This is a genomic window from Bacteroides celer (assembly GCF_002632415.2).
Taxonomy (GTDB): Bacteria; Bacteroidota; Bacteroidia; order Bacteroidales; family Bacteroidaceae; genus Bacteroides.
This window is the reverse complement of record NZ_CP178209.1, coordinates 2061607-2086239: the sequence shown is the minus strand read 5'-3', so window position 1 is coordinate 2086239 and position 24633 is coordinate 2061607. Positions and strand designations below refer to the sequence as shown.

At 43.0% G+C, this 24633-nt stretch carries 26 protein-coding genes, 2 tRNA genes and 2 pseudogenes; 18 read left to right on the top strand and 12 right to left on the bottom strand.

Translation table 11 applies throughout. The features are described 5' to 3' along the window. The first annotated feature begins 7 nt into the window (after nucleotides 1-7). Both CJF29_RS08065 and nuoE read left to right on the top strand, forming a co-directional pair. Nucleotides 8-1774 (top strand): NADH-dependent [FeFe] hydrogenase, group A6, encoded by a 1767-nt coding sequence (locus tag CJF29_RS08065; protein ID WP_099146633.1) that lies wholly within the window; start codon nucleotides 8-10, stop codon nucleotides 1772-1774. 20 nt (nucleotides 1775-1794) lie between these two features. Then, nucleotides 1795-2271, top strand: a complete 477-nt coding sequence (gene nuoE / locus CJF29_RS08060) for an NADH-quinone oxidoreductase subunit NuoE (RefSeq protein WP_074556333.1) — start codon at nucleotides 1795-1797, stop codon at nucleotides 2269-2271. 88 nt (nucleotides 2272-2359) lie between these two features. Here nuoE and CJF29_RS08055 read toward each other — a convergent pair. After that, nucleotides 2360-2447: transfer RNA gene (locus CJF29_RS08055), tRNA-Ser, on the bottom strand. Nucleotides 2448-2856: 409 nt separating this feature from the next. Between CJF29_RS08055 and CJF29_RS08050 the strand changes: the two genes are divergently transcribed. From CJF29_RS08050 to CJF29_RS08010, 9 genes are all read left to right on the top strand, one after another. Continuing rightward, nucleotides 2857-3183 (top strand): ArsR/SmtB family transcription factor, encoded by a 327-nt coding sequence (locus CJF29_RS08050; RefSeq protein WP_005800946.1) that lies wholly within the window; start codon nucleotides 2857-2859, stop codon nucleotides 3181-3183. 77 nt (nucleotides 3184-3260) lie between these two features. Continuing rightward, complete coding sequence (locus CJF29_RS08045; protein WP_005800948.1) at nucleotides 3261-3494, top strand: thioredoxin family protein; 234 nt, start codon at nucleotides 3261-3263, stop codon at nucleotides 3492-3494. A 9-nt stretch (nucleotides 3495-3503) separates the two neighbouring features. Next, nucleotides 3504-3947 carry a nitrophenyl compound nitroreductase subunit ArsF family protein gene (locus CJF29_RS08040; RefSeq protein WP_007665414.1) on the top strand — a complete coding sequence of 148 codons (444 nt, stop codon included), beginning with the start codon at nucleotides 3504-3506 and terminating at the stop codon, nucleotides 3945-3947. 1 nt (nucleotide 3948) lies between these two features. Then, nucleotides 3949-4656: an aromatic aminobenezylarsenical efflux permease ArsG family transporter gene (locus tag CJF29_RS08035; RefSeq protein ID WP_074556332.1), complete on the top strand. Its 708-nt coding sequence runs from the start codon at nucleotides 3949-3951 to the stop codon at nucleotides 4654-4656. 34 nt (nucleotides 4657-4690) lie between these two features. Then, on the top strand, nucleotides 4691-5017 hold the full coding sequence (arsD, locus tag CJF29_RS08030) for an arsenite efflux transporter metallochaperone ArsD (protein WP_005655270.1): 327 nt from the start codon (nucleotides 4691-4693) through the stop codon (nucleotides 5015-5017). Between the two features lie 25 nt (nucleotides 5018-5042). After that, nucleotides 5043-6755: an arsenical pump-driving ATPase gene (gene arsA / locus CJF29_RS08025; RefSeq protein ID WP_074556331.1), complete on the top strand. Its 1713-nt coding sequence runs from the start codon at nucleotides 5043-5045 to the stop codon at nucleotides 6753-6755. 4 nt (nucleotides 6756-6759) lie between these two features. Then, nucleotides 6760-7188: an arsenate reductase ArsC gene (locus tag CJF29_RS08020; protein WP_074556330.1), complete on the top strand. Its 429-nt coding sequence runs from the start codon at nucleotides 6760-6762 to the stop codon at nucleotides 7186-7188. A 12-nt stretch (nucleotides 7189-7200) separates the two neighbouring features. Further along, on the top strand, nucleotides 7201-8247 hold the full coding sequence (gene arsB, locus CJF29_RS08015) for an ACR3 family arsenite efflux transporter (RefSeq protein WP_074556329.1): 1047 nt from the start codon (nucleotides 7201-7203) through the stop codon (nucleotides 8245-8247). A gap of 142 nt (nucleotides 8248-8389) precedes the next feature. Beyond that, nucleotides 8390-9004, top strand: a complete 615-nt coding sequence (locus CJF29_RS08010) for an RteC domain-containing protein (RefSeq protein ID WP_317192808.1) — start codon at nucleotides 8390-8392, stop codon at nucleotides 9002-9004. Here CJF29_RS08010 and CJF29_RS08005 read toward each other — a convergent pair. Beyond that, the gene (locus CJF29_RS08005) at nucleotides 8897-9178 is read right to left on the bottom strand and encodes a hypothetical protein (protein ID WP_229092282.1); all 282 of its coding nucleotides are present in this window, start codon (nucleotides 9176-9178) and stop codon (nucleotides 8897-8899) included. The genes CJF29_RS08010 and CJF29_RS08005 overlap by 108 nt on opposite strands. A gap of 77 nt (nucleotides 9179-9255) precedes the next feature. Next, nucleotides 9256-9795: pseudogene (locus CJF29_RS08000) on the bottom strand (site-specific integrase); the annotation flags it as partial. A gap of 177 nt (nucleotides 9796-9972) precedes the next feature. Here CJF29_RS08000 and istA point away from each other — a divergent pair. The 3 genes from istA to tnpC all read left to right on the top strand — a co-directional run bounded on the left by istA (nucleotide 9973) and on the right by tnpC (nucleotide 13841). Then, a complete protein-coding gene (gene istA / locus CJF29_RS07995; protein ID WP_369689161.1) occupies nucleotides 9973-11568 on the top strand; it encodes an IS21 family transposase in 1596 nt (531 codons plus the stop codon). Between the two features lie 12 nt (nucleotides 11569-11580). Further along, nucleotides 11581-12324, top strand: coding sequence for an IS21-like element helper ATPase IstB (istB, locus tag CJF29_RS07990; protein ID WP_413544535.1), 744 nt, complete (start codon nucleotides 11581-11583; stop codon nucleotides 12322-12324). A 104-nt stretch (nucleotides 12325-12428) separates the two neighbouring features. After that, nucleotides 12429-13841: an IS66 family transposase gene (tnpC, locus tag CJF29_RS07985; RefSeq protein WP_229112578.1), complete on the top strand. Its 1413-nt coding sequence runs from the start codon at nucleotides 12429-12431 to the stop codon at nucleotides 13839-13841. Nucleotides 13842-13998: 157 nt separating this feature from the next. Here the strand turns inward: tnpC and CJF29_RS07980 are convergent. Together CJF29_RS07980 and CJF29_RS07975 are read right to left on the bottom strand one after the other, a co-directional pair. Then, nucleotides 13999-14715 (bottom strand): annotated as a pseudogene (locus tag CJF29_RS07980) (phage integrase SAM-like domain and Arm DNA-binding domain-containing protein); the annotation flags it as partial. Between the two features lie 274 nt (nucleotides 14716-14989). Beyond that, a tRNA-Ser gene (locus CJF29_RS07975) sits at nucleotides 14990-15074 on the bottom strand. Between the two features lie 241 nt (nucleotides 15075-15315). On the opposite strand from CJF29_RS07975, the gene pflB reads away from it, so the two are divergent. Then, on the top strand, nucleotides 15316-17544 hold the full coding sequence (gene pflB / locus CJF29_RS07970) for a formate C-acetyltransferase (protein ID WP_004308785.1): 2229 nt from the start codon (nucleotides 15316-15318) through the stop codon (nucleotides 17542-17544). Between the two features lie 15 nt (nucleotides 17545-17559). Beyond that, nucleotides 17560-18288, top strand: coding sequence for a pyruvate formate-lyase-activating protein (gene pflA, locus CJF29_RS07965; RefSeq protein WP_074638944.1), 729 nt, complete (start codon nucleotides 17560-17562; stop codon nucleotides 18286-18288). A gap of 71 nt (nucleotides 18289-18359) precedes the next feature. Here pflA and CJF29_RS07960 read toward each other — a convergent pair whose 3' ends face one another. The 3 genes from CJF29_RS07960 to CJF29_RS07950 are packed head-to-tail and all read right to left on the bottom strand — an operon-like array spanning nucleotide 18360 to nucleotide 19484. Then, complete coding sequence (locus CJF29_RS07960; RefSeq protein WP_074638945.1) at nucleotides 18360-18806, bottom strand: N-acetylmuramoyl-L-alanine amidase; 447 nt, start codon at nucleotides 18804-18806, stop codon at nucleotides 18360-18362. Further along, nucleotides 18793-18984 carry a hypothetical protein gene (locus CJF29_RS07955; protein WP_004302306.1) on the bottom strand — a complete coding sequence of 64 codons (192 nt, stop codon included), beginning with the start codon at nucleotides 18982-18984 and terminating at the stop codon, nucleotides 18793-18795. The genes CJF29_RS07960 and CJF29_RS07955 overlap by 14 nt, the downstream gene beginning before the upstream one ends. Beyond that, nucleotides 18981-19484, bottom strand: coding sequence for an HU family DNA-binding protein (locus CJF29_RS07950; protein WP_004305836.1), 504 nt, complete (start codon nucleotides 19482-19484; stop codon nucleotides 18981-18983). Before CJF29_RS07950 ends, CJF29_RS07955 begins: the two co-directional genes overlap by 4 nt. A 193-nt stretch (nucleotides 19485-19677) precedes the next feature. On the opposite strand from CJF29_RS07950, the gene CJF29_RS07945 reads away from it, so the two are divergent. Further along, nucleotides 19678-19908, top strand: a complete 231-nt coding sequence (locus CJF29_RS07945; protein ID WP_004302304.1) for a DUF4248 domain-containing protein — start codon at nucleotides 19678-19680, stop codon at nucleotides 19906-19908. Nucleotides 19909-19995: 87 nt separating this feature from the next. Beyond that, the gene (locus CJF29_RS07940) at nucleotides 19996-22113 is read left to right on the top strand and encodes a BT4734/BF3469 family protein (RefSeq protein ID WP_176553155.1); all 2118 of its coding nucleotides are present in this window, start codon (nucleotides 19996-19998) and stop codon (nucleotides 22111-22113) included. Nucleotides 22114-22350: 237 nt separating this feature from the next. Here CJF29_RS07940 and CJF29_RS07935 read toward each other — a convergent pair whose 3' ends face one another. The 4 genes from CJF29_RS07935 to CJF29_RS07920 form a co-directional block, all read right to left on the bottom strand. Then, nucleotides 22351-22656 carry a helix-turn-helix domain-containing protein gene (locus CJF29_RS07935; RefSeq protein WP_004325432.1) on the bottom strand — a complete coding sequence of 102 codons (306 nt, stop codon included), beginning with the start codon at nucleotides 22654-22656 and terminating at the stop codon, nucleotides 22351-22353. Nucleotides 22657-22757: 101 nt separating this feature from the next. After that, entirely contained in the window at nucleotides 22758-23003 is a 246-nt protein-coding gene (locus CJF29_RS07930) for a hypothetical protein (protein ID WP_074556323.1), read from the bottom strand. Between the two features lie 8 nt (nucleotides 23004-23011). After that, on the bottom strand, nucleotides 23012-23146 hold the full coding sequence (locus CJF29_RS07925) for a hypothetical protein (RefSeq protein WP_255299389.1): 135 nt from the start codon (nucleotides 23144-23146) through the stop codon (nucleotides 23012-23014). A gap of 126 nt (nucleotides 23147-23272) precedes the next feature. Next, nucleotides 23273-24628, bottom strand: coding sequence for an MFS transporter (locus tag CJF29_RS07920; RefSeq protein WP_099146974.1), 1356 nt, complete (start codon nucleotides 24626-24628; stop codon nucleotides 23273-23275). Between the last annotated feature and the right edge of the window lie 5 nt (nucleotides 24629-24633).

Below are 24633 nucleotides of genomic sequence, written 5' to 3'. Positions count from 1 at the left end.
ATTTACTATGGAAGAAAAACAAATTACTCTCCAGATAGACGGTCATTTCATCACTGTGCCCGAGGGAAGCACTATTCTTGAAGCCGCTATCAAAATCGGTATCAATATACCTACGCTGTGTCATATCGACCTGAAAGGAACCTGTATAAAAAATAATCCGGCTTCCTGCCGTATTTGTGTGGTTGAAGTGATGGGACGGCGCAACCTGGATCCTGCCTGCGCTACCCGTTGCACGGAGGGCATGGTAGTAAAAACCAGTACCCTGCGCGTAATGAACGCTCGCAAAGTGGTGGCTGAACTGATCCTTTCGGATCACCCCAATGACTGCCTCACTTGCCCTAAATGCGGCAACTGCGAGCTCCAAACGTTAGCACTGCGTTTCAACATTCGCGAAATGCCTTTCAATGGCGGTGAGCTGTCCCCCCGCAAACGGGAAATTACCGCTTCTATCGTCCGTAATATGGATAAATGCATTTTCTGTCGCCGTTGTGAAAGTGTTTGCAATGATGTACAGACGGTCGGAGCATTGGGTGCCATCCGTCGCGGATTCAATACAACCATCGCTCCTGCCTTTGACCGAATGATGACGGAAAGTGAATGTACTTACTGCGGTCAGTGCGTGGCTGTCTGTCCCGTAGGCGCATTAACAGAACGTGACTACACCAACCGTCTGCTCGACGATCTGGCTAATCCGGACAAAGTAGTGATTGTGCAGACCGCACCTGCCGTACGGGCGGCCCTAGGTGAAGAATTCGGATTTCCTCCCGGCACTCTGGTAACCGGAAAAATGGTGTATGCACTTCGCGAACTGGGATTCGACTATGTATTCGATACTGATTTTGCAGCCGACCTTACCATTATGGAAGAGGGTTCTGAAATTCTGAACCGCCTGACACGTTATCTCAACGGAGATAAATCCGTACGATTACCTATCCTGACTTCCTGCTGTCCGGCATGGGTCAACTTCTTCGAACATCATTTCCCGGACATGCTGGACATTCCGTCCACCGCCCGCTCCCCACAACAGATGTTCGGTTCCATTGCCAAATCCTATTGGGCGGAGAAAATGGGCATACCCAGAGAAAAACTGGTTGTCGTATCTATCATGCCTTGTCTGGCTAAAAAGTACGAATGTGCACGTGATGAATTCAAAGTGAACGGTATCCCCGATGTGGATTATTCTATCTCTACCCGTGAACTGGCACGACTAATTAAACGTGCCAATATCGGGTTCCCTCTCGTACTGGACAGCCCATTCGACAACCCGATGGGTGAATCGACAGGTGCCGGTGTCATTTTCGGAACAACAGGTGGTGTAATGGAAGCCGCCCTCCGTTCTGTCTATGAAATCTATACCGGAGAACCTTTGAAAAATGTAAATTTCGAACAGGTACGCGGACTAAATGGCGTCCGTCGTGCTACCATTAACCTAAACGGATTTGAATTAAAAGTAGGCATCGCACACGGACTAGGCAACGCTCGTCATCTACTGGAAGATATACGGAACGGGCACAACGAATATCATGTAATCGAAATTATGGCTTGCCCCGGAGGCTGTATCGGTGGCGGCGGGCAGCCTTTGCATCACGGCAACTCGGAAATACTCTATGCACGCGCCAACGCACTTTACCGTGAAGACGCCAACAAACCTTTGCGCAAATCGCACGAGAATCCGTATATCAAGACATTATACGAGGATTATCTCGGCAAACCGCTGGGTGAGAAATCGGAAACTCTCCTGCATACGCATTATTTCAACAAAGCGATTGATTAACTTTATAAATGAAGAGTATTATGTCAGATATCAAACTAGCCTGTGACATGGCAGAGCAAATCAAAACGATCTGCGACAAGCATGGAAACAAACCGGGCGAACTTATCAATATTTTGCATGAGGCACAGCATTTGCAAGGGTATCTACCCGAGGAAACGCAACGGATTATCGCTTCCAAACTTGGAATTCCCGTATCGAAAGTGTATGGTGTCGTCACTTTCTATACTTTCTTTACCATGACTCCCAAAGGAAAACATTCCATCTCTGTTTGCATGGGTACAGCTTGTTATGTACGTGGTTCAGAAAAACTGCTGGAAGAGTTCAAACGTGTATTAGGTATCGAAGTCGGTGACACTACCCCGGACGGAAAGTTCTCATTAGACTGTCTGCGTTGTGTAGGCGCCTGCGGACTGGCTCCGGTAGTGATGATCGGCGAGAAGGTATATGGTCGATTACAACCGGTAGATGTAAAGAAGATTATTGAAGAATTGGAATAACCGAATTCCCGAAAACAATATAAAACAAACGGCTGCCTTGATAAGTCAAAACAGCCGTTCATTAATATTAAAATGTAAAAAAATGATGCGGAGAGAACGAGATTCGAACTCGTGATACCCTTTAGGGGTATACACGCTTTCCAGGCGTGCCTCTTCAACCACTCGAGCACCTCTCCTTACAATTACCAACTAGAGAAAAAACTCTCCATAAAAACAGAAAGCAGCAAAAAGCTGCTTTCTAGCGGAGAGACAGGGTATTGAACCCAAACATCTAACCGCCTATAAATCAGCTTTTTATTTTCCAAAATTTCAAATAGGTAACGAAACAGTAACGATTTTTGCAGGGTTATTTGTCCGGCTTTGTCCGCTGTTTGTCTGCCTATCTCACGGGTTCAAAGATACAACACATTTTTTAATTACGCAAATCTCTGTATATAAATGTTTCAGCTTAGGTGCAAGGTGCAAGCTATATATATAGATATATACTTGCACCTTGCACCTATCCGAAAAAATATGCCGTATTATTTGGCTATTCAAAATATTGTTCGTAGTTTTGCGAACAACAAAGAAGAAAGGAGAATTGGAGTGAAAGAGAAACAGTACACAACAGAGCAGGAACAGATTGCTCGGTTTGCCAAAGCAATGGGACATCCGGCACGGATGGCTATTCTTGCTTTCTTGGCAAAACAAGATAGTTGCTTCTTCGGTGATATTCACGAAGAACTACCTATTGCTAAAGCAACCGTTTCGCAGCATTTGAAAGAATTGAAAGAAGCTGGCTTAATTCAGGGGGAAATAGAAACGCCCAAAGTCCGGTATTGTATAAACCGGGAGAACTGGGAACTTGCCCGAAAATTGTTTGCAGCTTTTTTAGGGGACTGTAAATGTAAAGGTACATCGTGCTGTGAATAGCAGTACCTTTTTTTTGGAATAATTGTTCGTAGTTCTACGAACTACGATTATTATATTAACTTTAAAGTAGAATGATAATGGAAATTAAAGTATTAGGAACTGGGTGTTCAAGCTGTAAAGCCTTGTACGAAACTACCAAACAAGCTATTTCAGAATTAGGTTGCGATGCAACCCTTATCAAAGAGGAAGATTTATTGAAAATCATGGAGTATAACATTTTAGGGCTTCCGGCTTTGGTGATTGACGAGAAAGTCGTATCAGCCGGGAAAAAGTTATCCCTTGCAGAAGTGAAAGAGTTGATAACCAAATAAAAATGAACTATGAGAAAATTATTTTATCTACTGATTGCAACGCTGGTCTTAGTTTCCTGTGGTAACGGTTCAAAGAAAAAGACCGGAGAAAACCAAGCGGAAGAAATACAGTCTAACCGCATAGAGGTTCTTTATTTTCATGGAGCGCAACGGTGTATCACTTGCCGGGCGATAGAAACAAATACAGTAGCCCTTTTGGATAGTCTTTATTCAAAAGAAAAAGCAGACGGTAAAATTATCTATAAAGTGATAGATATTTCAAAGAAAGAAAATGAAGCGATTGCAGACAAGTACGAAGTTACATGGTCGTCTTTGTTTGTAAACGGCTGGAAAGACGGCAAAGAGAATGTAAACAACATGACCGAGTTTAGTTTTTCCAATGCGAAAAATGCACCGGACAAGTTTAAAGAGGGAATTAAAAGCAAGATTGACGAATTGTTAAAACAGTTGTAAGATGGATTTTCTTCAATCGCTATTAGATAACAGTTCTATTCCTGCTATTACAGCTTTTATATTGGGGATTTTAACGGCGGTCAGCCCGTGTCCGTTAGCGACCAACATAACGGCAATAGGATTTATTAGTAAGGACATAGAAAACCATCACCGGATATTTATAAACGGATTGCTTTATACTTTCGGCAGAATAGTAAGCTATACGGTTCTTGGCTTTATCCTTATCCCTATTCTCCGTGAGGGAGCAAGTATGTTTATGGTTCAAAAAGCCGTAAGCAAGTACGGGGAAATGCTGATTGCTCCGGCGTTAATCATCATTGGAATATTTATGCTCGATATAATAAAACTCAATCTACCGAAAATCAATATCGGCGGTGAAAGTTTGAAAAAGAGGACTAAAGGCGGTTGGGGGGCTATGCTATTGGGTATTTTATTCGCCCTTGCTTTTTGTCCTACCAGTGGAGTATTTTATTTCGGTATGCTTATGCCTTTGTCAGCAGCGGAAACGGGTGGGTATCTCTTACCTGTAATTTACGCTATTGCTACGGGATTACCCGTAATCCTTGTTGCATGGATTTTAGCGTACAGTGTTGCCGGACTGGGTAAGTTTTATAACCGGATGCAAATATTCGAGAAATGGTTTCGTAAAATAGTTGCCATCCTCTTTATTGCGGTAGGAATTTATTATGCAATAGTCTTTTATCTATAAATAAACATAGAGTATCATTTTAAATAAAAACAGTATGAAAAAGATAGAAATTTTCGACCCGGCAATGTGTTGCCCTACGGGTCTTTGTGGAACAAATATTGACCCTGAATTAATGCGTATTGCGGTTGTTATTGAAACATTGAAGAAACAGGGTATCATCGTTACCCGTCACAATTTACGTGACGAACCGCAAGTGTATGTAAGTAATAAAACAGTAAACGAGCATCTGCAAAAACATGGGGCGGATGCACTGCCTATTACTTTAGTGGACGGCGAAATCGCTGTTTCAAAAACCTATCCTACCACCAAACAAATGAGTGAATGGACGGGTATCAATTTGGATTTTATGCCAGTAAAATGAGTATTCACCAGCTAATTATATAAAAATGAAAACATTTAATTTATCAGATATAGATTTGACGAAATACCTTTTCTTCACCGGAAAGGGCGGTGTAGGAAAAACTTCGATTGCTTGTGCTACTGCGGTAGGCTTGGCAGATAATGGAAAGAAAATACTTCTTATCAGTACAGACCCGGCTTCAAACCTGCAAGATGTGTTTAATCAAACACTGAACGGACACGGCACGGATATTCAAGAAGTACCCGGCTTAACGGTCGTTAATCTCGACCCGGAACAAGCCGCAGCCGAATACAGGGAAAGCGTTATTGCTCCTTTCCGGGGACAACTGCCCGAAAGTGTAATTCAGAATATGGAAGAACAACTTTCAGGCTCTTGTACGGTAGAAATTGCGGCTTTCAACCAGTTTTCCGATTTTATCACGGATGCCGATAAAGCAAAAGAATACGACCATATTATCTTTGATACAGCCCCCACGGGACACACGTTACGAATGTTACAACTACCATCAGCGTGGAGTACATTTATTAGTGAGAGTACGCACGGTGCATCTTGCTTAGGTCAATTATCCGGTTTGGAAGAACGGAAAGGTATCTATAAGCAGGCAGTTGAAACACTTTCGGATGCAAACGCAACCCGCTTAGTATTGGTTAGCCGTCCTGAAATCGCACCATTAAAAGAAGCCGCCCGTTCTTCACATGAATTGCAATTACTGGGAATTAAAAACCAGCTATTGGTAATCAACGGGCTTTTGCTGCAATTAGATGAAGCCGATAACGTATCGAAACAGATATATGACAGGCAGCAAAATGCCCTGAAACAGACCCCTGCGGAACTGCTGGAATATCCGTCTTATTATGTTCCTTTACGGTCATACAATTTATCTAATATTGCAAATATCCGCCGGATGCTTTACAATGATAACTTAACAAATGATGTGAACTATCAGCGGATTACCGATGCCAAAGGGATGGATGAACTGGTAAACGACCTCTATCAATCAGGAAAAAGGGTTGTTTTTACTATGGGAAAAGGCGGCGTGGGAAAAACCACGTTAGCCACTGAAATAGCCCTGAAATTAACAAAACTGGGTGCAAAGGTGCATCTTACCACCACTGACCCGGCAAACCATCTGAATTATAACCTTGCTGTTCAGGCTGGCATTACGGTAAGCCGGATTGACGAAGCGGAAGTGTTGGAAGCCTATAAAAACGAGGTTCGCAGTAAAGCTGCGGAAACAATGACAGCCGAAGATATGGAATATATAGAGGAAGATTTACGTTCACCGTGTACGCAGGAAATTGCAGTATTCCGGGCTTTCGCTGAAATTGTCGATAAAGCAGAAAATGAAGTCGTAGTAATTGACACCGCACCTACCGGACACACTTTGTTATTGCTGGATGCAACGGAAAGTTACCATAAAGAAGTACAACGTACACATGGCGACACTCCCGCTTCCGTAAGAAAGCTGTTACCACGTTTGAGAAACCAGCAGGAAACAGAAGTCGTTATTGTGACCCTGCCCGAAGCAACACCCGTATTTGAAGCCGAACGTTTGCAAATGGATTTACAACGTGCCGGGATTAATAATAAATGGTGGGTCGTGAATGCTTGCTTGTCATTAACTGACACCGAAAATTCTTTCTTGCGGGCAAAGGCGCAAAATGAATTGATTTGGATTAAGAAAGTAGAAGAATTGTCAAAGGGAAATGCCGCCCTGATAGCTTGGAAAAATAACTAAAAACATGAAGATTTTAATTCTTTGTACAGGGAATAGCTGCCGCAGCCAAATGGCACATGGCTTTCTACAATCATTTGACAATAAACTGGATGTCTTTTCAGCAGGAACAAAACCTGCTGAAAAGGTTAATCCGATGGCGGTAAAGGTTATGGATGAAATGGGTATAGATTTAACCCACCATACCCCTAAAAGTGTAAACCTATATATAGGGCAGGAATGGGACTATGTTATTACGGTCTGCGGTGGGGCAAACGAAAGCTGCCCGATGTTTACGGGTAAAGTAAGAAACAGGCTGCATATAGGATTTGACGACCCCTCGGAAGCAACCGGAACGCCGGAGTTTATAAACAGTGAATTTCATCGGGTACGGGATGAAATAAAAGCCCGTTTCTATGACTTCTACCTGAAAGAATTAAGACCACAATTAAGCTAAATAGTTGTTGTTATGGAAAAGAAACAAGGAATTGGATTTTTTGAAAAATACCTGACTATCTGGGTTGCCTTGTGCATCATTATTGGAATTGCTGTGGGACAATGGCTTCCGGCAATTCCGCAAACATTAAGCAAATTTGAATATGCCAACGTGTCTATACCCGTGGCAATCCTGATTTGGTTAATGATTTATCCGATGATGCTAAAAGTGGATTTTCAAAGTGTTAAGAATGTCGGCAAGCGTCCGAAAGGAATAATAGTCACTTGCGTTACAAATTGGCTGATAAAGCCATTTACCATGTTCGGAATAGCTTATTTGTTCTTCTATGTGGTTTTCAAAGCCTTTATACCTGCCGGATTAGCCGAAGAATATTTAGCCGGGGCGGTATTATTGGGGGCTGCACCTTGTACAGCTATGGTGTTCGTGTGGAGTTACCTTACTAAAGGGGATGCCGCTTATACACTGGTACAAGTGGCAGTGAACGATTTAATCATATTGGTAGCGTTTGCCCCTATCGTTGCTTTCCTGCTGGGAGTTGGCGGCGTATCTATCCCGTGGGACACTCTGTTGCTATCCGTAGGGCTGTTTGTTGTGATACCACTTGTTGCCGGGGTCATTACCCGAATAATGGTTATCCGCCGCAAAGGTGTGGAATATTTCAATAACGTATTTATTAAGAAATTTAATAATTATACGGTAGGTGGATTGCTATTAACGCTTATTATCCTGTTTTCATTTCAAGGAGAAACGATACTGAACAATCCCCTGCATATCTTATTGATTGCAGTTCCGCTTGTGTTGCAAACGGTTCTGATATTCTTCGTTGCTTACGGTTGGGCGAAATGGTGGAAATTACCCCATGATGTTGCCGCACCTGCCGGAATGATTGGGGCAAGTAATTTCTTTGAATTGGCGGTTGCTGTGGCTATTTCTCTTTTTGGTTTACAATCCGGGGCTGCATTGGCTACGGTGGTGGGCGTGCTGGTCGAAGTTCCGGTGATGTTGATGTTAGTAAGGATTGCCAATAACACACGAAGCTGGTTTCCGGCTACAAAATAACAATAGGGCAAAAGTCCTAATCTAACTTTATCGTAAAAAGGCTTGGTGCTGGAAATGTTTGTTCCTAACGTTTCCGGCATTCTGCCTTTTACAAAAGTCAGAATAAAGATACATTTTTCGGCATTAAGACAACCGTAATAACATGAACAATGAAATTAATTTTGAAGAATTTATAAAAAACATAGACTGTACTATCTATGAAAAAATAGATGTTGATAACTGGAATATTTCAATAGAGGTAGTTCTCGATGTCGTAGAGTTTCTGCAACGGTCACTCGAAGATATGAGAACTTATATTGTCAATCATCCTTTCAGTAACAAGGAAGAAGAAATTTATTTCTTCAAACACATCAAACCGGAAGTATTGAGTAGATTATTATACTTTACAGAGATTTACAATACCGAAATGCGAAAACCGCATGGAAGCATTGAAGTCTTAAAAAAGTATTATAACGACAGATTGGATGAATTGACTTCCTATTTTGAAAGTAATTTGGATTTTTACCAATATTACCGTTCTAAAGCGACCCACTTAGATAGTCATTATTTTGTACGGGGGCATATTGATTTTAAGCTGTGTCCGAATTGTGTACCTTATGACCGTGACCCGGAATTTTCCACTTGTTACGACCACAAAGCAGCACAAATATTAGCGAATGATATGCTTTGTATTGTAAGGAATATCCAACAGGGGAATAGTACGGGGAAAACGGGTCATAGGAACATATATTCGCAAATAGTGGCTACCACTGGGTAACGTCATAAGTTGCTCTGCACGTAGCTTTTTTAAATCTTCATAAACCAGCCCGGTGAAGCAGGAGAATACAAAAACATCACGGACTTTTTCAAGACGTTCGGAAGAAAGTTTAGCCTTTAAAAAGGCGGTTAGTTCTTCACGGGTCAGATACTCTTTATGATACTGTCTTTTCATGTGCTTATTTGTTTTAAAGTGAGTAATAATAAGGTAGAGAACCTGCCGTTTTAACGGCAAGTTCCTTGTTTGAATGGTTACAGGGCTTCTTTATAAATCTTCTCGATACCGACAAATTTCTTATCAAGTCCCTGCATATCGTTACCTATCTTATTATTGGTAATGCGGGCGTAAATTTGCGTGGTTTCTATATTGGTGTGTCCCAGCATTTTGCTGACCGTTTCGATGGGAACGCCCTTTGCAAGCGTGGTTGTGGTCGCAAATGTATGGCGGGCAAGGTGAAATGTCAAGTTCTTTTTAATCCCGCAAACGTCCGCTATTTCTTTCAAGTAGGCGTTAAGTTTTTGATTACTGATTACCGGAAGTATCTTACCGTTCGGCAGCTTGCCCTTATACTTCTTCAATATCATTTTGGGAATATCCAGCAAGGGAACATTTACGTCCGTATTGGTCTTTTGGCGTTTGGTGATTATCCATAACTTACCGTCAAAGGATTTGCGAACATTCTCTTGGGTAAGGTTGGCGACATCAATATAAGCCAAACCTGTGAAACAGGAAAAGACAAACAAGTCCCTGACGTTTTCCAACCGTTCGGAAACCATCTTCTTTTTAAGGATGTAAATAATAACCCAAAAGTAGTCCACCATAATAATTGAAAAGTATACCACTAGGTTAGTAAATGGAGTCTGTTTTTTACTATTTCCCTATCGTAATTACATGCTCTATATTAAGATTTATTAATATAACCACTTCCTTTGTGGTTCAACCAATAAGGAAGTATAAACATGATAACCATGGTGGATAAACAAACCATAATTCATTTGTATAGAAGTCGTGGGCTCAGCAAACGTGCCATTGCCCGCGAACTGGACATCAGCCGTAAAACGGTACATAAGGTAATCCAGGAGTATGAGAGTACATTGTCTTCTGATACTCCTTCAGTAAGTTTAGAGACAATTTTGACTACTGCGCCCCGGTATGATAGCTCTAAACGTAGCCGTAGAGTAATCACAGGACAGGTACAATCCATTATAGATGATTGCTTAGCTAAAAATGCCAGCAAACGTGCCAGTGGTCTAAAGAAGCAATGTATGTTAAAGAAGGATATTCACAATCTTCTTCTTTCACGAGGATTCTCAGTCAGCTATCCGAGCGTATGCAAGTATATCACGGGGATTGATACTCAAAAGTCCCGTAAACGGGAAGAGGCTTTTATCCGGCAGTACTATATCCCGGGAGAGAACTGCGAGTTCGACTGGGGAGAGGTAAAACTCCGCATACATGGTAAGCTTCAGCGTTTCTTTCTGGCTGTGTTTACTTTTAGTCACAGCAATGGGCGTTATGCCTATCTGTTCCGTCATCAGAATACGCTGGCCTTTATGGAATCACACCGTAATTTCTTCCGCCAGGTCAAGGGAGTTCCCTATGTCATGGTATATGACAATATGCGTGTGGCGGTCAAGGACTTCGTAGGGACAGATAAGACTCCCACGGAGGCTTTGAGCCGTATGTGCGCCTTTTACCGGTTTGATTTCCGCTTTTGCAACGCACGTGCCGGATGGGAAAAAGGACATGTGGAACGTAGCGTGGAGTATGTCAGGCGCAAGGCGTTCTGTATGAAGATGGATTTCGACTCGGTAGAAGAAGCCGGCAAACACCTGCAAGAGGTATGTGAAGGACTTAACACACAAGCCGGAAGTATCTCCACCTTGGACAAGGTAGAGTCGCTCGCGGCTGATCTGGCAGCCTTGCAGCCACATATAAACGAGATGGGATGCTTTCAAATGGAGGATTATAAAGTTGATAAGTGGTCTACTATCTGTATGAAGAACATCCATTACTCCGTTCCCGACACATTAGTGGGGAAAACGGTTTCTGTCAAGATATACAGCGAGAAGGTTGTTATCTTCCATGGGCAGGTGAAGGTGGCAGCGCATGAACGTGTGTATGGCGTGGCAGACTGGAAAATACAGTTGGAGCATTACGCTCGTACCCTGCTGCGCAAGCCGGGGGCGGTACAAGGATCGTTGGCACTCATGCAGATGCCCGCTAAGATACAGGAACTCTTCCAGATACATTTCCAGGATAATGGAAGGGACTTTGTTCTGTTAATACAGTATGCCGCAGAGAATGGATTTACAGACAAGGATATCATACGTTCCTATGAGGCTTTGAGACTGCGTGGAGTACACAAGGTATCGGCAGACCAGATTAAAGCCTTTATGCACGCTAATAATGAGCCGCAGGATGGAAATGGGGAAAATGTGCCTGCTCCGGAGCACCGACAGCAATCACGGCAGATAGAGGATGCGGCAATGGGGATCCTTGTGGACCTGACCAGGATGATGGACAGCACACAGGCTTTAACTCAAATAGATTCTTTAAACTAAAAAAATATTGTTATGGACTACTTGTCAGAAAAAGAAATGATTACAGACTATGCCAGAGAACTTAAAATAAATGTTCTACAGAACGAACTGGAGGACTTTATCACATTGGCAACGCAGGAGAACTGGGGATGCAGGACATTGATTGCACGCATACTGGAAAAGGAAATGGAAATAAGGGTAGAGAAACGAAGAAAACAACGGGTAAGGATAGCCGGATTCCCGCAGATGAAGTATTTGCAGGAGCTCATAAGAGAGGATTTGCCTAAAGACGCACAGATGGTCATACCTGAACTGGAAACACTTGAATTTGTTAAAGAAGGAAGAAACGTGGTGTTATATGGAAATCCGGGAACAGGAAAGACACATATAGCCACCGCATTGGGGATCAAGGCGTGCATGGAAGGATATACGGTCTTTTTTACATCTGTACCGCATCTGCTAACACAAATAAGGGAATGTAGGTCACAGAAGAGTCTAAGACAACTCGAACTCAGGTTTGAAAAGTATGATATGGTCATTTGTGATGAATTTGGATATGTAAGTTGTGATAAGGAAGGAGGAGAACTATTGTTTAACCACCTATCACTCAGAGCCGGGAAAAAAGCGACAATCATTACCACAAATCTATCTTTTGACAGATGGGGAGAAATTGTAAAAGATAAAGTTCTAGTCGCTGCAATGGTAGACAGACTAACCCATAAAGCACATCTGGTGAACATGAGCGGACAATGTAACTACTCAGGTATCTTTTCCTGAAAATTGAAAAAGTAATCCAAACTCTCTTACCTGTTGAAATGTATCTGATAACTTTATGCCAATCCCCTTTCTCTATTATCCCCTAGATATTACTTTTGCATTCAATGATTGAGCAGGTAACAGACATATCTAAGTTCTTATCGGAGATGAACGAGAAATTCTCTTCGATGGAGCAAACTATATCTGAGCAAGGTGCTGATATTAGCCGTCTTTATCGTATTATTGATCAGAAGGATAAAGAGATTCATGTATTAAAGAAACGTTTATCCAAATATGAAGGACCTGATAAGGATAGTCATAATAGTAGTATTCCTCCTTCCCAAGAATCGCTTCCTGCCAAAGTCCTCCGTCGGACACAGTCTTTGCGCAAGAAGTCAGACCGTAAGAACGGTGGTCAATTTGGTCATCCCGGCTCTACTTTAGAAACGAGCACTTCTCCTGATTTTATCGAAGAACATAAATCTGACTATTGTGAATGTTGCGGCAGTTCTTTGACTGGGGCTGAGTCTATTTGTAGCGGAGTCTCCCAAGTGGTTGATATACCTTTACCCCGTCCCCAAGTAAAAGAACATCGCTCTTTTGATGTGACTTGTTCTTGCGGCCACATTAATAAATGCCCGCTCCCCAAAGAATGTAGTAAACGGATTTCATACGGCAAGACTATTCAGTCTCTGGTGTCTTTTCTTAGCCATGTTCAATGTGTTTCATTTGAACGTATCTGTGAAATACTCAAAGAAATTTTCTCTTTGTCTATTAGTCAAGGTACAGTGCGGAACATGCTTACTAAAATAGGGACTAAATCAAAAACTGTTTGTGACCAAATTCGCAGGCGCATAGCCGAATCCACAGTTGTTGGCGCTGATGAAACGGGACTATATGTCAATAGTGCACTTAATTGGGCATGGATATTCCAAACGGATCAGTTAACCTATGTATACCAAGACAAGTCCAGAGGAATGAAGGCTATAAACAACCATTTTCCTGATGGATTGCCCAATGCTGTATTAGTCACAGATCGACATGGTAGCTATTTCAATATGGAAGTAAAGAATCATCAGGTATGCATTGCACATCTGTTAAGGAACATTCAATACCTTACTGAACTTGACCCTAAGCAGAACTGGTCTAAAAAAGTGAGTACACTTCTTAGAGAGGCGATACACATCCGTAAGACTACAAGCTTTGAAGTAATACCAATAACCACTATAAAAGACAGATTGGACCGATTGCTAAATGAAAGCGTAGCACATCTGCATGAGGATTTCCAGAAGTTCAAAAATGGTCTCTTCAAATGTAAGGATTATCTTTTTACCTTCCTGCAAAACCCAGATGTTCCTTATGATAATAATGCCAGCGAAAGAGGTATTCGAAAAATAAAGGTAAAGCAAAAAGTCAGCGGATGTTTTCGTACAGAAAAAGGGGCTAACACTTTTATGAACGTCCACTCCGTTGCTGAAACCGCTAAGAAAAACGGAAATTCTAAATACAAGGCTATTCTTGCTGTTCTTGAACAGTGAGAAGTATCAATATGACTTTATACCTGAGTAGTTACCGGACAATCATATAGAGTTAAAGAAACACAAAACATGAGGAGATATGTATCACAAAAATAAAAGAATTATATCCTTTGCATAACGAAACTAGTGGACTACTTTTCAATTATTATCTGGTATACTTTTCGATTATTATATACATTTTAAGGATGATTTTTATTTCGTCCTCTGTCAAATACCCTCTATCCACTTTCTCCAAACGGATTTTATAATTGGCGAACGGGTCGCCAATCAAGATGCCGTTATTACGGGCTATCAGGATAATGCGTTTGAAGAACTGCATAAACTTGGCAGTTGTATTATAACTGCATTTGCAGGTAGTACGCAAATACAACTCGAAGTCTGTTATAAACATCGGAGTGATTTCATTGATGGCAATATCCGATATATTGTATTTGCTTTGGATAAACTCGGCAAGGTGGCGGCGGGTCACTTCGTATTTACGATAGGTGGCAATCGTCTTGGATATGCCGACCAACTGTTTCACATCGTCATTGTGCTTTTTGAAAAGGTCTAAAATGGTTTCGTGTTTTTCACTGTGTCCCAAAAATTCATTCTTCACCTTTTCGGCTGTCACATAGTTATCACGCCGTTGCTGTTCGTGGTAGATATTATTCAAGGATGCTTTTATATCCTCCAATAAGGCATTTATTCTGCCTGCATCCTTACCTTTGGCTTTACCTGCTACTATATTCCAGTTTTCGGGCAGGATGCTTTGTTTTGTACTGAATTGGCACAACTTACCGTCAATGGTAATTCTTGCCATAATCATAACCTCACCGTTCTTCTTTTCAGAACCTTTCTTTAAATAGAAAAGGACTTTAAATGTACTCTTCATAACCTCACATTTTTAAGTTGCAAAACTACTAATAACTTATTAAATATGAGATAGATAGACGGTGGACAAATTCGGACTTTCTGCGGTCATTTCGGGACAAATCGTTACCGTTTTTGTCCGGTAGGGAATAGGTAACGATTTAGTAACGAAACTATGTCTTTTCAAGTCCTTTTGTTGTCTTGGAAACAAGACTTATAGGCAATAAAAAAACCTACAAATCGCTGATTTGTAGGTTTTTGTCCTCTTACTGTCCTCTTTTGTCCAGTAGGTTCTGCGGAGAGACAGGGATTCGAACCCCGGGTACCTCGCAGTACAACGGTTTTCAAGACCGCCGCAATCGACCACTCTGCCACCTCTCCAAAACTCCTTTATCAGAAGTGCTTTTCGTTAAAAGCGGTGCAAAGGTACGAAGATATTTTAAACTTGCAAGAGTTTTCACAAAAAAAAATCACGAACATCATTTCCAAAGAATAGCAATATCTAGGTATTTTATGTTGAAAAGCATAAAATAGAGCATATTTATGCTGATTATATGAAAAAACGTTGTAACTTTGTGCGCTCTAAAGAAAAGGATAACTACAACCTCTAATTTTATCATTTATGGAATTAAATAAGATCTTTAAAGACGGTCTTTGGAGCACAGAAATCAACGTAAGAGATTTCGTTAGTCACAACATCACTCCGTATTATGGAGATGCTTCTTTCCTCGAAGGACCTACCGAACGCACAAAAGCTGTATGGAACCGCTGCCTCGAAGCACTGGCAGAAGAAAGAGCCAATAACGGAGTACGCTCACTGGATAATGTCACCGTCTCAACCATCACTTCTCATAAAGCCGGATATATCGACAAAGAAAACGAACTGATCGTCGGTCTGCAAACAGACGAACTTCTGAAACGTGCAATCAAACCTTTCGGAGGTATCAACGTGGTGAGCAAAGCCTGCCATGAAAACGGCGTGGAAGTGGACGACCGTGTAAAAGATATATTCACTCACTACCGCAAGACGCACAATGACGGAGTATTTGACGTATATACCGAAGAAATCCGTTCGTTCCGCTCTCTGGGATTCCTCACCGGACTTCCTGACAACTATGCCCGCGGACGTATCATCGGCGACTACCGCCGTATGGCTCTCTATGGTATCGACCGATTGATTGAGGCAAAAAAAGAAGATTTGCGTAACCTTACCGGTCCGATGACCGAAGCCCGCATCCGCCTGCGCGAAGAAGTGGCAGAGCAAATCAAGGCATTAAAAGACATGAAGGTAATGGGCGAATACTACGGACTCGACTTGAGCCGTCCTGCCTACACCGCACAAGAAGCAGTACAATGGGTATACATGGCTTACCTTGCTGCCGTAAAAGAACAAGACGGTGCCGCCATGTCACTGGGTAACGTCTCTTCGTTCCTCGACATTTATATGGAATATGAATTGAGCAAAGGAACCATCACAGAATCTTTCGCACAGGAGCTGATCGACCAGTTTGTCATCAAACTGCGTATGGTGCGTCACCTGCGTATGCAATCTTACAACGACATCTTTGCCGGCGACCCGACATGGGTAACCGAATCCCTGGGCGGACGCCTCAACGACGGACGTACCAAGGTGACAAAGACTTCTTTCCGCTTTCTGCAAACACTCTACAACCTCGGCCCTTCACCGGAACCGAACCTGACTGTATTGTGGAGCCCGGAACTGCCGGAAGGATTCAAAGAATTCTGCGCAAAAGTATCTATCGACACTTCTTCCATCCAATATGAAAACGACGACCTGATGCGTGAAGTGCGCCAGTCTGACGATTACGGAATCGCATGCTGCGTATCTTATCAGGAAATCGGAAAACAAATCCAATTCTTCGGCGCACGTTGCAACCTGGCAAAAGCCCTGTTGCTTGCCATCAACGGCGGACGTTGCGAAAACACCGGTACGGTAATGGTGAAAAATATCCCCGTACTAACCAGCGACACACTGAACTTCGAAGAAGTAATGAGCAACTACAAGAAGGTATTGACAGAAATCGCCCGTGTTTACAACGAAGCGATGAACATCATCCATTATATGCATGATAAGTATTACTACGAAAAAGCCCAAATGGCTCTTGTAGATACCAACCCACGCATCAACCTTGCTTATGGTGTAGCCGGACTTTCTATCGCCCTCGATTCACTGTCGGCCATCAAATATGCCAAAGTGACCGCACGCCGCAACGACATAGGTCTGACAGAAGGTTTCGATATTCAAGGCGAATTCCCTTGCTTCGGTAATGACAACGACAAGGTAGACCACCTGGGTGTTGACCTGGTCTATTTCTTCAGCGAAGAATTGAAGAAACTTCCGGTTTACAAAAATGCCCGTCCTACTTTATCTTTGCTCACCATCACTTCCAACGTGATGTATGGCAAGAAGACAGGTGCTACTCCCGACGGACGCGCCAAAGGTGTCGCTTTTGCTCCGGGAGCCAACCCTATGCACGGACGTGACAAGAACGGTGCCATCGCCTCTTTGAGTTCCGTAGCGAAATTACGTTACCGCGACTCACAGGACGGTATCAGCAACACTTTCTCCATCGTCCCCAAATCACTGGGAGCTACTGAAGAGGATCGCGTAGAAAATCTGGTGACAATGATGGATGGCTATTTCACCAAAGGCGCTCACCACCTGAACGTGAACGTACTGAACCGTGAAATGCTTTACGATGCCATGGAACATCCGGAAAAATATCCGCAACTCACCATCCGTGTTTCCGGTTATGCCGTAAACTTCGTGAAGTTGAGCCGCGAACATCAATTGGAAGTTATCAGCCGTAGCTTCCACGAACGTATGTAATCAGATCTACTCAATATGACGATAAACGTACATTCATACGAAAGTATGGGAACATTCGACGGGCCGGGCTTACGGCTCGTCGTTTTTCTTCAAGGATGCAATTTCCGCTGCCTGTATTGTGCCAACCCCGACACGATAGCCGGAAAAGGAGGCACACCTACCCCACCGGAAGAAATCGTCCGCATGGCTATGAGCCAACGTCCTTTTTTCGGGAAACGCGGAGGAGTCACTTTCTCCGGAGGAGAACCTACGTTTCAGGCCAAAGCACTAGTCCCTTTAGTGCGTGAACTGAAAGAAAAGGGAATACATGTATGCATAGACAGCAACGGCGGTATCTGGAACGAAGAAGTTGAAGAACTTTTCAAACTGACGGATCTTGTATTGCTGGATATTAAAGAGTTCAATCCGGCACGCCATCAAGCACTGACCGGAAGAAGTAACGAGCAAACCATCCGCACGGCAGCATGGCTGGAAGAAAACGAGAAACCTTTCTGGCTGCGTTATGTATTAGTGCCCGGATACAGCGATTTCGAGGAAGACATCCGCCGTTTAGGAGAAGCTCTGGGAGAATATAAGATGGTGCAACGAGTGGAAATCCTGCCTTATCATACATTAGGCGTACATAAGTATGAAGCGATGGAGCAGGAATACAAGCTGAAAGACGTAAAAGAAAATACCCCCGAACAACTTGAAAAAGCCGCGGAGGTATTTAAAGAGTATTTCACTACTGTGGTGGTCAATTAGTTGAAAAAGTTGAGAATTGAGAGTTAACTATGCAGTATAACAGTGCGCAGGCAACTCTCAACTCTCCATTCTCAACTCTCAAATTCTTCAATCACCTCGAAACAGGGACACTCTTTGATCCGCTCCCAAGGGTCAACAATTCCATTATAATTAGTATCAGGACTCAAGTCCCGGTGACCGACCACCTTTGCATCCGGATAACGCTGCAACAACTCGCTTACCAGACGATGCATCGCCTCTTTTTGGCGGGAAGTACGCGTATCCGCTGCCTTTCCGTCCTCATCCAGTCCGCCTTCATAGCACACCCCTAAACTAATCGCATTAAAACCGCGTGCATGAGCACCCACCGTATCTTCATCCCTCATCGGCTCTATCTGTCCCGACTTGCGAATGTAGTAATGATACCCCCAACACGAAAAGCCCCGAAAGCGATGGGCAGTGTCCACATCCTTCGCCGTGAAGTCGCGATCAGCACGGGTAGCAGAGCAGTGAATCACAATCAGACTAATCTTTCTCATCGTCCTTCTCCCTTTCCGTTGTTTTCACATTACACACTTCCTTATGGGTAGCATTGAAGCGCACCTCTCTCACAATTCTGTTCCGCTTTCTTTTTCCGAAGAAAGGCACAAGGAACATGATTACATCCAAAATCTTAGTTACAATTTCTTTCATTTGATCCAATATTAAAGTTATCATGCTGCCGGGTCCGGAGCTTCTCCGCTTCCACCACCGTCTGAACCACCACCGGAACCTTTGTCATCGTCTTCTCCTTCATTGCCGCTACCGCCCGTTTGAGCCACCGCACGCGTCGTTACCTGCTGGTAGCTAAGAATCTTCGTGATGTCCGCCAACGTCTTTCCGGGACGAAAAATAATATGGGCAGCCGTAATCAGCGAACTTGAAAACTCCTTGACCGACACAGCTCCTTCACTGTTCAACCCGATCTGCAAACTGCCCAAATCACCCAGCCGGACTATTCTTCCCGCTTTCAACGCACGCTTCGCCTCATAAAGAATACCCGAAATGGCGGCACGCACATCTGTCTCCGTACAGGTAGACCGACTGGTGATTCCTTCGCACAACTCTTCAAAATCCAACTCTCCCGAAGCCTGTGCCTGCGCGTAATACTTTGCCGACTCATCCTTTTTGGCAGGATTCTTGCGCGGCACTACTGAATAAGTTACTGTCATTGCCATAATAAAATAATTTTAAGATTTCACACATTTCGAACGCGTTCCTTATTTGTTAACGACATAAAGATAACACATTTTCCATCCTCCGGATTCCCCAACGAAGTTTCCTGATACTCTATGAATAATAATGACGTTATTCTTTTAATAAGCCATTAATTTTCAGTAACTTTATAGCATAAACCAAACATCATTCATCATGTATTATCCGGACCAGCCATTTCTTATCCGCACTTATAAAAAGTCGGAACTAGCTCATCTTTACAACCCCAACGTATGCCTCAAAGTAGCCTTACAAATACTACGTCGTTGGATTGTCTACAACCTTCCGCTCCTGCAAGAACTCGAACAAGAAGGCTATCGTGCCCGCAACCGCCTTCTCTCTCCCCGGCAAGTGGCAACGATCATACGCTATTTGGGAGAACCCTAGGAACTTAATCAAAAAAACGAAAAGTTCCATTCTATTATTTTACAAACAAATTTCTTTGCAACCGCAAATTAAAAAGAACAAACCAACATGGAGCATTTTACCATCTTTCAAGACTTTTACCGCGTCATAGCCGAAATGACAGAAGAAGAAATCGTATCGGCCATCAGCAACGGCACATACCGGGAAACAGTGGAGGACGTGCGCCGAATCTTCGCGGAACAAGGCGAGAAAGCAGCCAACGAAAAGAAAATAGAACTACCGGAAATCACCTTTTCAGCCAACTATCGGGGAGGACGTTCAAACGCAACTCTCGTCAAGTATCTGGGATACATCGTGGTAGACATCGACCATCAGACACAGGAAGCATTGGCACGCATCCTCGCACTGGCAAAAAAGTGTGCCCACACCCGCATCGCTTTCATCAGTCCCAAAGGAATGGGACTGAAAATCGTGGTACGTGTATGCCGGACGGACGGGACATTGCCCGAAACGATTCAGGAAATTGAAGATTTCCATCATGCCGCTTATCACAAAATCGCTTCCTTTTATGCCCAGCTCTGCGGAGTTGAGGTCGACACTTCCGGACAGGATGTCAGCCGCACTTGCCTGTTCTCTTACGATCCGGATATTTATTTCAATCCCGATGCCACAGCTGTCATCGTGGAACAGCCACCGATGTTCTTCAAGTCTCAAAAGAAGAAAAGAGCATCCGGCAAAAAGAAAAAGACGACAACACCAGACAACAATCCCCTCACCGAACAAGTGGCACTCAACTACCATTCCTCGCACGCTTCCTTAATGGTGACTCTGAACTATTATCACAATAAATCCGAAAAGTACGTCACCGGCAACCGGAACAACTACCTGCATTGCCTGGCTTGTATGTACAATCGCTACGGCGTCCCCCAGGAAGAGGCGGCAGCTTTTATCAAGAGCCAGTTCACCGATCTTCCCGCGGATGAAATGGACGCACTAATCGGGAGTGCTTACGGACACAACGAGGAATTCGACACCCGCAAGCTGAATAGTACGCAGAAGCGAATGTTACAGATTGAGCAACATATCAAAGAAAATTACGATACACGCTACAACGAAGTGCTTCATATCATGGAATATCGCAGAAGGAAAACGGACACGGAGCAACCGGAACCTTTCCATATTCTCGACGAAATGATGGAAAACAGCATTTGGATGGAGATGAACGAACTGGGCTATTCGTGCACCGTCAAGACGATTCAGAATCTGATCTACTCCGACTTCAGCATCACCTACCATCCTATTCGCGAGTATTTAGACTCGCTGCCTGAATGGGACGGAACGGATTATATCGGTATCCTTGCCAACAGCGTGCATACTAGTCACCAGAAATTTTGGGTAGAATGTCTGGAACGTTATCTGGTGGGAATGTGCGCTGCCGCCACACAAGACGATGTGGTGAACCACACTGTTTTGTTGCTTTGCAGCGAAATACAGAACATCGGAAAGACTACGTTTATCAACAACCTGCTGCCGCCCGAATTGCGCGCCTATCTTTCTACCGGTCTTATCAACCCGAGCAACAAGGATGATCTAGCCAAAATAGCGCAGGCAATGCTTATCAATCTGGATGAGTTTGAAGGGATGAGCGGACGGGAACTGAATATCTTCAAGGATTTGGTTACCCGCAAAGTAATCAGCATCCGCCTGCCATACGCGCGGCGTTCGCAAAACTTTCCTCATACGGCTTCTTTTGCCGGCACATGCAATTACCAGGAAGTGCTTCACGACACCACAGGTAACCGCCGTTTTCTCTGCTTTCATGTCAACTCGATGGAGTTTATCAAAATAAACTACGCGCAGTTGTATGCACAAATCAAGTATCTGCTCAACAAGCCGGGGTATCAGTATTGGTTCACCCAATCGGAAAACTCACGGATTGAAGAGAACAACGAGGATTTCATTTTCCACTCACCGGAAGAAGAACTGGTGTTGACACATATCCGCAAACCGGAACGTTTCGAAAAGGTGCATTATCTGACGGTCACTGAAATTGCGGAATTGATTCGCGAACGGACGGGGTATCAATATTCTCACGGAACCAAAGCCCAACTAGGAAAAGTGATGTCCAAACACGGCTTCGAATTTCATAAGGGAAAAAACGGGAGAAGATACACTGTATTCATTATTGATAGGGAACAGGTGAAATCAAACAGGCTATATGAATAAGATTTCATCTCCTTCGCACGCAAAAAGGTGAGGGTTGGTGAGGCTACTTTTGCAACTTTTCATTTTTATATTTCTTATTTCTATTCTTCTATTTTCTTCTAAAAAAAATACGAATGTTAGAAATTTACCCTCACCTACCCTCACCTTTTCCTTTTTCTTCCTCAAAAAAACGGTGGGAAATTTGAAAAAGACAGTTATCTTTTTCAAATTTCCCACCATGTTTTTTTTAATCGCTTCTTATAAAGACATCGAAAATTCGATCCTACAACCTAACGCATTCATGATGCGATAGAAGGTAGAAACCTTAGGTTCTGTCTGACCACTTTCCACTCTTGAAATATAAGAACGGTCGGAACCGATACGCCGGGCTAATTCTGCTTGAGTAATCTTAGCCTTTTTCCTTGCGTCTTCGATAATTTGCCCGGTGTAGAAAGCATACGCTTTTTCTTCTGCTTCCGCACGAGTAACAGTTCCTTCCTTACCAAAACGCTCATCTATTAATGCGCTGACGTTAAAGAATTCCTCATTTGTTTTTGCTTCCATAATACTCCTTTCTTAATATCTTTGCTTTTTCAATTTCTTTCTTTGGAGGTCAATATACGAATCGTTGTTCAACTATACAACAATCGTCTTTTTATTTTATATTATTTTTCCTCAAATTCTCCAGCACGCTTTTTCTTCTCATAAGACACCAGCGTCTCTACACTAAGCGTTTTCCCATTCTTAGGGCTTATCACATCTACAACGCTTGCTAACGCACGAAAAGTCTGTTCGCAATTTGCTATTCCGTCATACGTCAACCTACCCTGATTGATGGCATCGAGCACAACAGAGACATATTGCTTCGGATTTCCCCGATACTCGATGATGACAGGCGTGAGATGCGACACCTCTCGAGTCAGTTGGCCGACGATTCTTTTTTTTGGTCAAGCAGATCCATTAATTTTTCACTATGCACATTGATTTGTGCGGTTACTTCACGAAGTTCATCTTTCAATGAACACAATAATTCATCATTCAATGGATTTTCCATAAAACTTTCTATTTAATTGATTATAAAAAAGCCATTCCGGAAAGATAAGCAATCATTACTTACTTCCCGGAATGGTGTCTAATACCTCGAAAACAAAGACTTATATTCTAACCTAATGTACTCACTTTAATCTACTTCTTTTGATTTTGCATTCCACACCAGCAAAGCAAACAGCACCGAAAGCAAAGCAGCGCCAATCCAAAACCAATTGATATAAGTAAAGTCATAAACATCTACTCCATTCTGAACTGTTTTTTGCCCTTCTATCAGAATACCGCTCATCACGTCCTGCAATCCGGCTCCGATGTAGCTGGCAATACCAACTACTCCCAATGCAGCACCCGAAGCATTACGGGGAGCAATATCCACTGCCATCAAACCACCCAGAAAACAGATTAGTACTCCGATACCTAAACCGAAAAGTACCATTGCCAACACGTCTATCCAAAAATGAGCTCCCGGAACTAAGAGAAACAAACAAAGTGCTATTACATTCATCAACCCAAATACTAAAGCTGGAATATTACGACTGCCGGAAAACATTTTATCGGAAATGATACCGGAAAATACCGTGCCAATGATTCCACAGATAGAACTGATTGATATTATAAAACTGGCATCCAACGTAGAATATCCCTTTTGAGCTTCCAGATAGAAAACACCCCAACTATTTACCGCATAGCGGCTAATATACATAAATGCACTGGACAGAGCCAAAATCCAAATTGCAGGATTCTTCAAGACAGCCTTTTGTGCTTTGTTGAAATCTTCCGTTTGTTTACCAGACAAAGAATGGGAATCCACAGATGAAGAATTTTTGTTCAACAAGAATCCCTGACTCTGCGGCGTATCACGCATAAAGACAAGTATCATAAAGAAGCCTAATATCCCAATAATGCCAGCTCCAATCATCCCGTACCTCCATCCCATCCAACTGACTAATAAGGCTATGGAAATAAAGGTTAATGCTTCACCCAAATTATGACTAGCAGACCAAAAGCCGTAAAAAGTTCCCCGTTCTTTACTACTGTACCACCGAGTGAGCGAAACCACTCCGGATGCCGCTCCCATTGACTGAAACCAACCATTCAATCCCCAAAGTAAGACAAAAGCATAAAAGGAGCTAGTGAAACCTAAACATAAATTTATCAAAGCGGAACACAATAACCCGGTAGACATAAAACGCCGTACATTGCTACGGTCGGCAAGAAAACCATTCGTCAACTTACCCACTGCATACACAAAAAACAGACAAGAACCGATGATTCCTAATTGAGTCTCGGAAAAGACTCCTTCCTCTACAATCGGCTTGCGCACTACGTTCATACTAAGACGACAAACATAGTAAATGCCATATCCGGTGGTAGCCGACAAAAATGTAGCCAAACGGATGCGCTTAAAGCGGGAAGAACGTTCGGAATCAACCTCTCCACTAGCTAGCGGAGAAGAAATTTTGTAGAAATTCAGCAGCTTCTTTATCATAAATA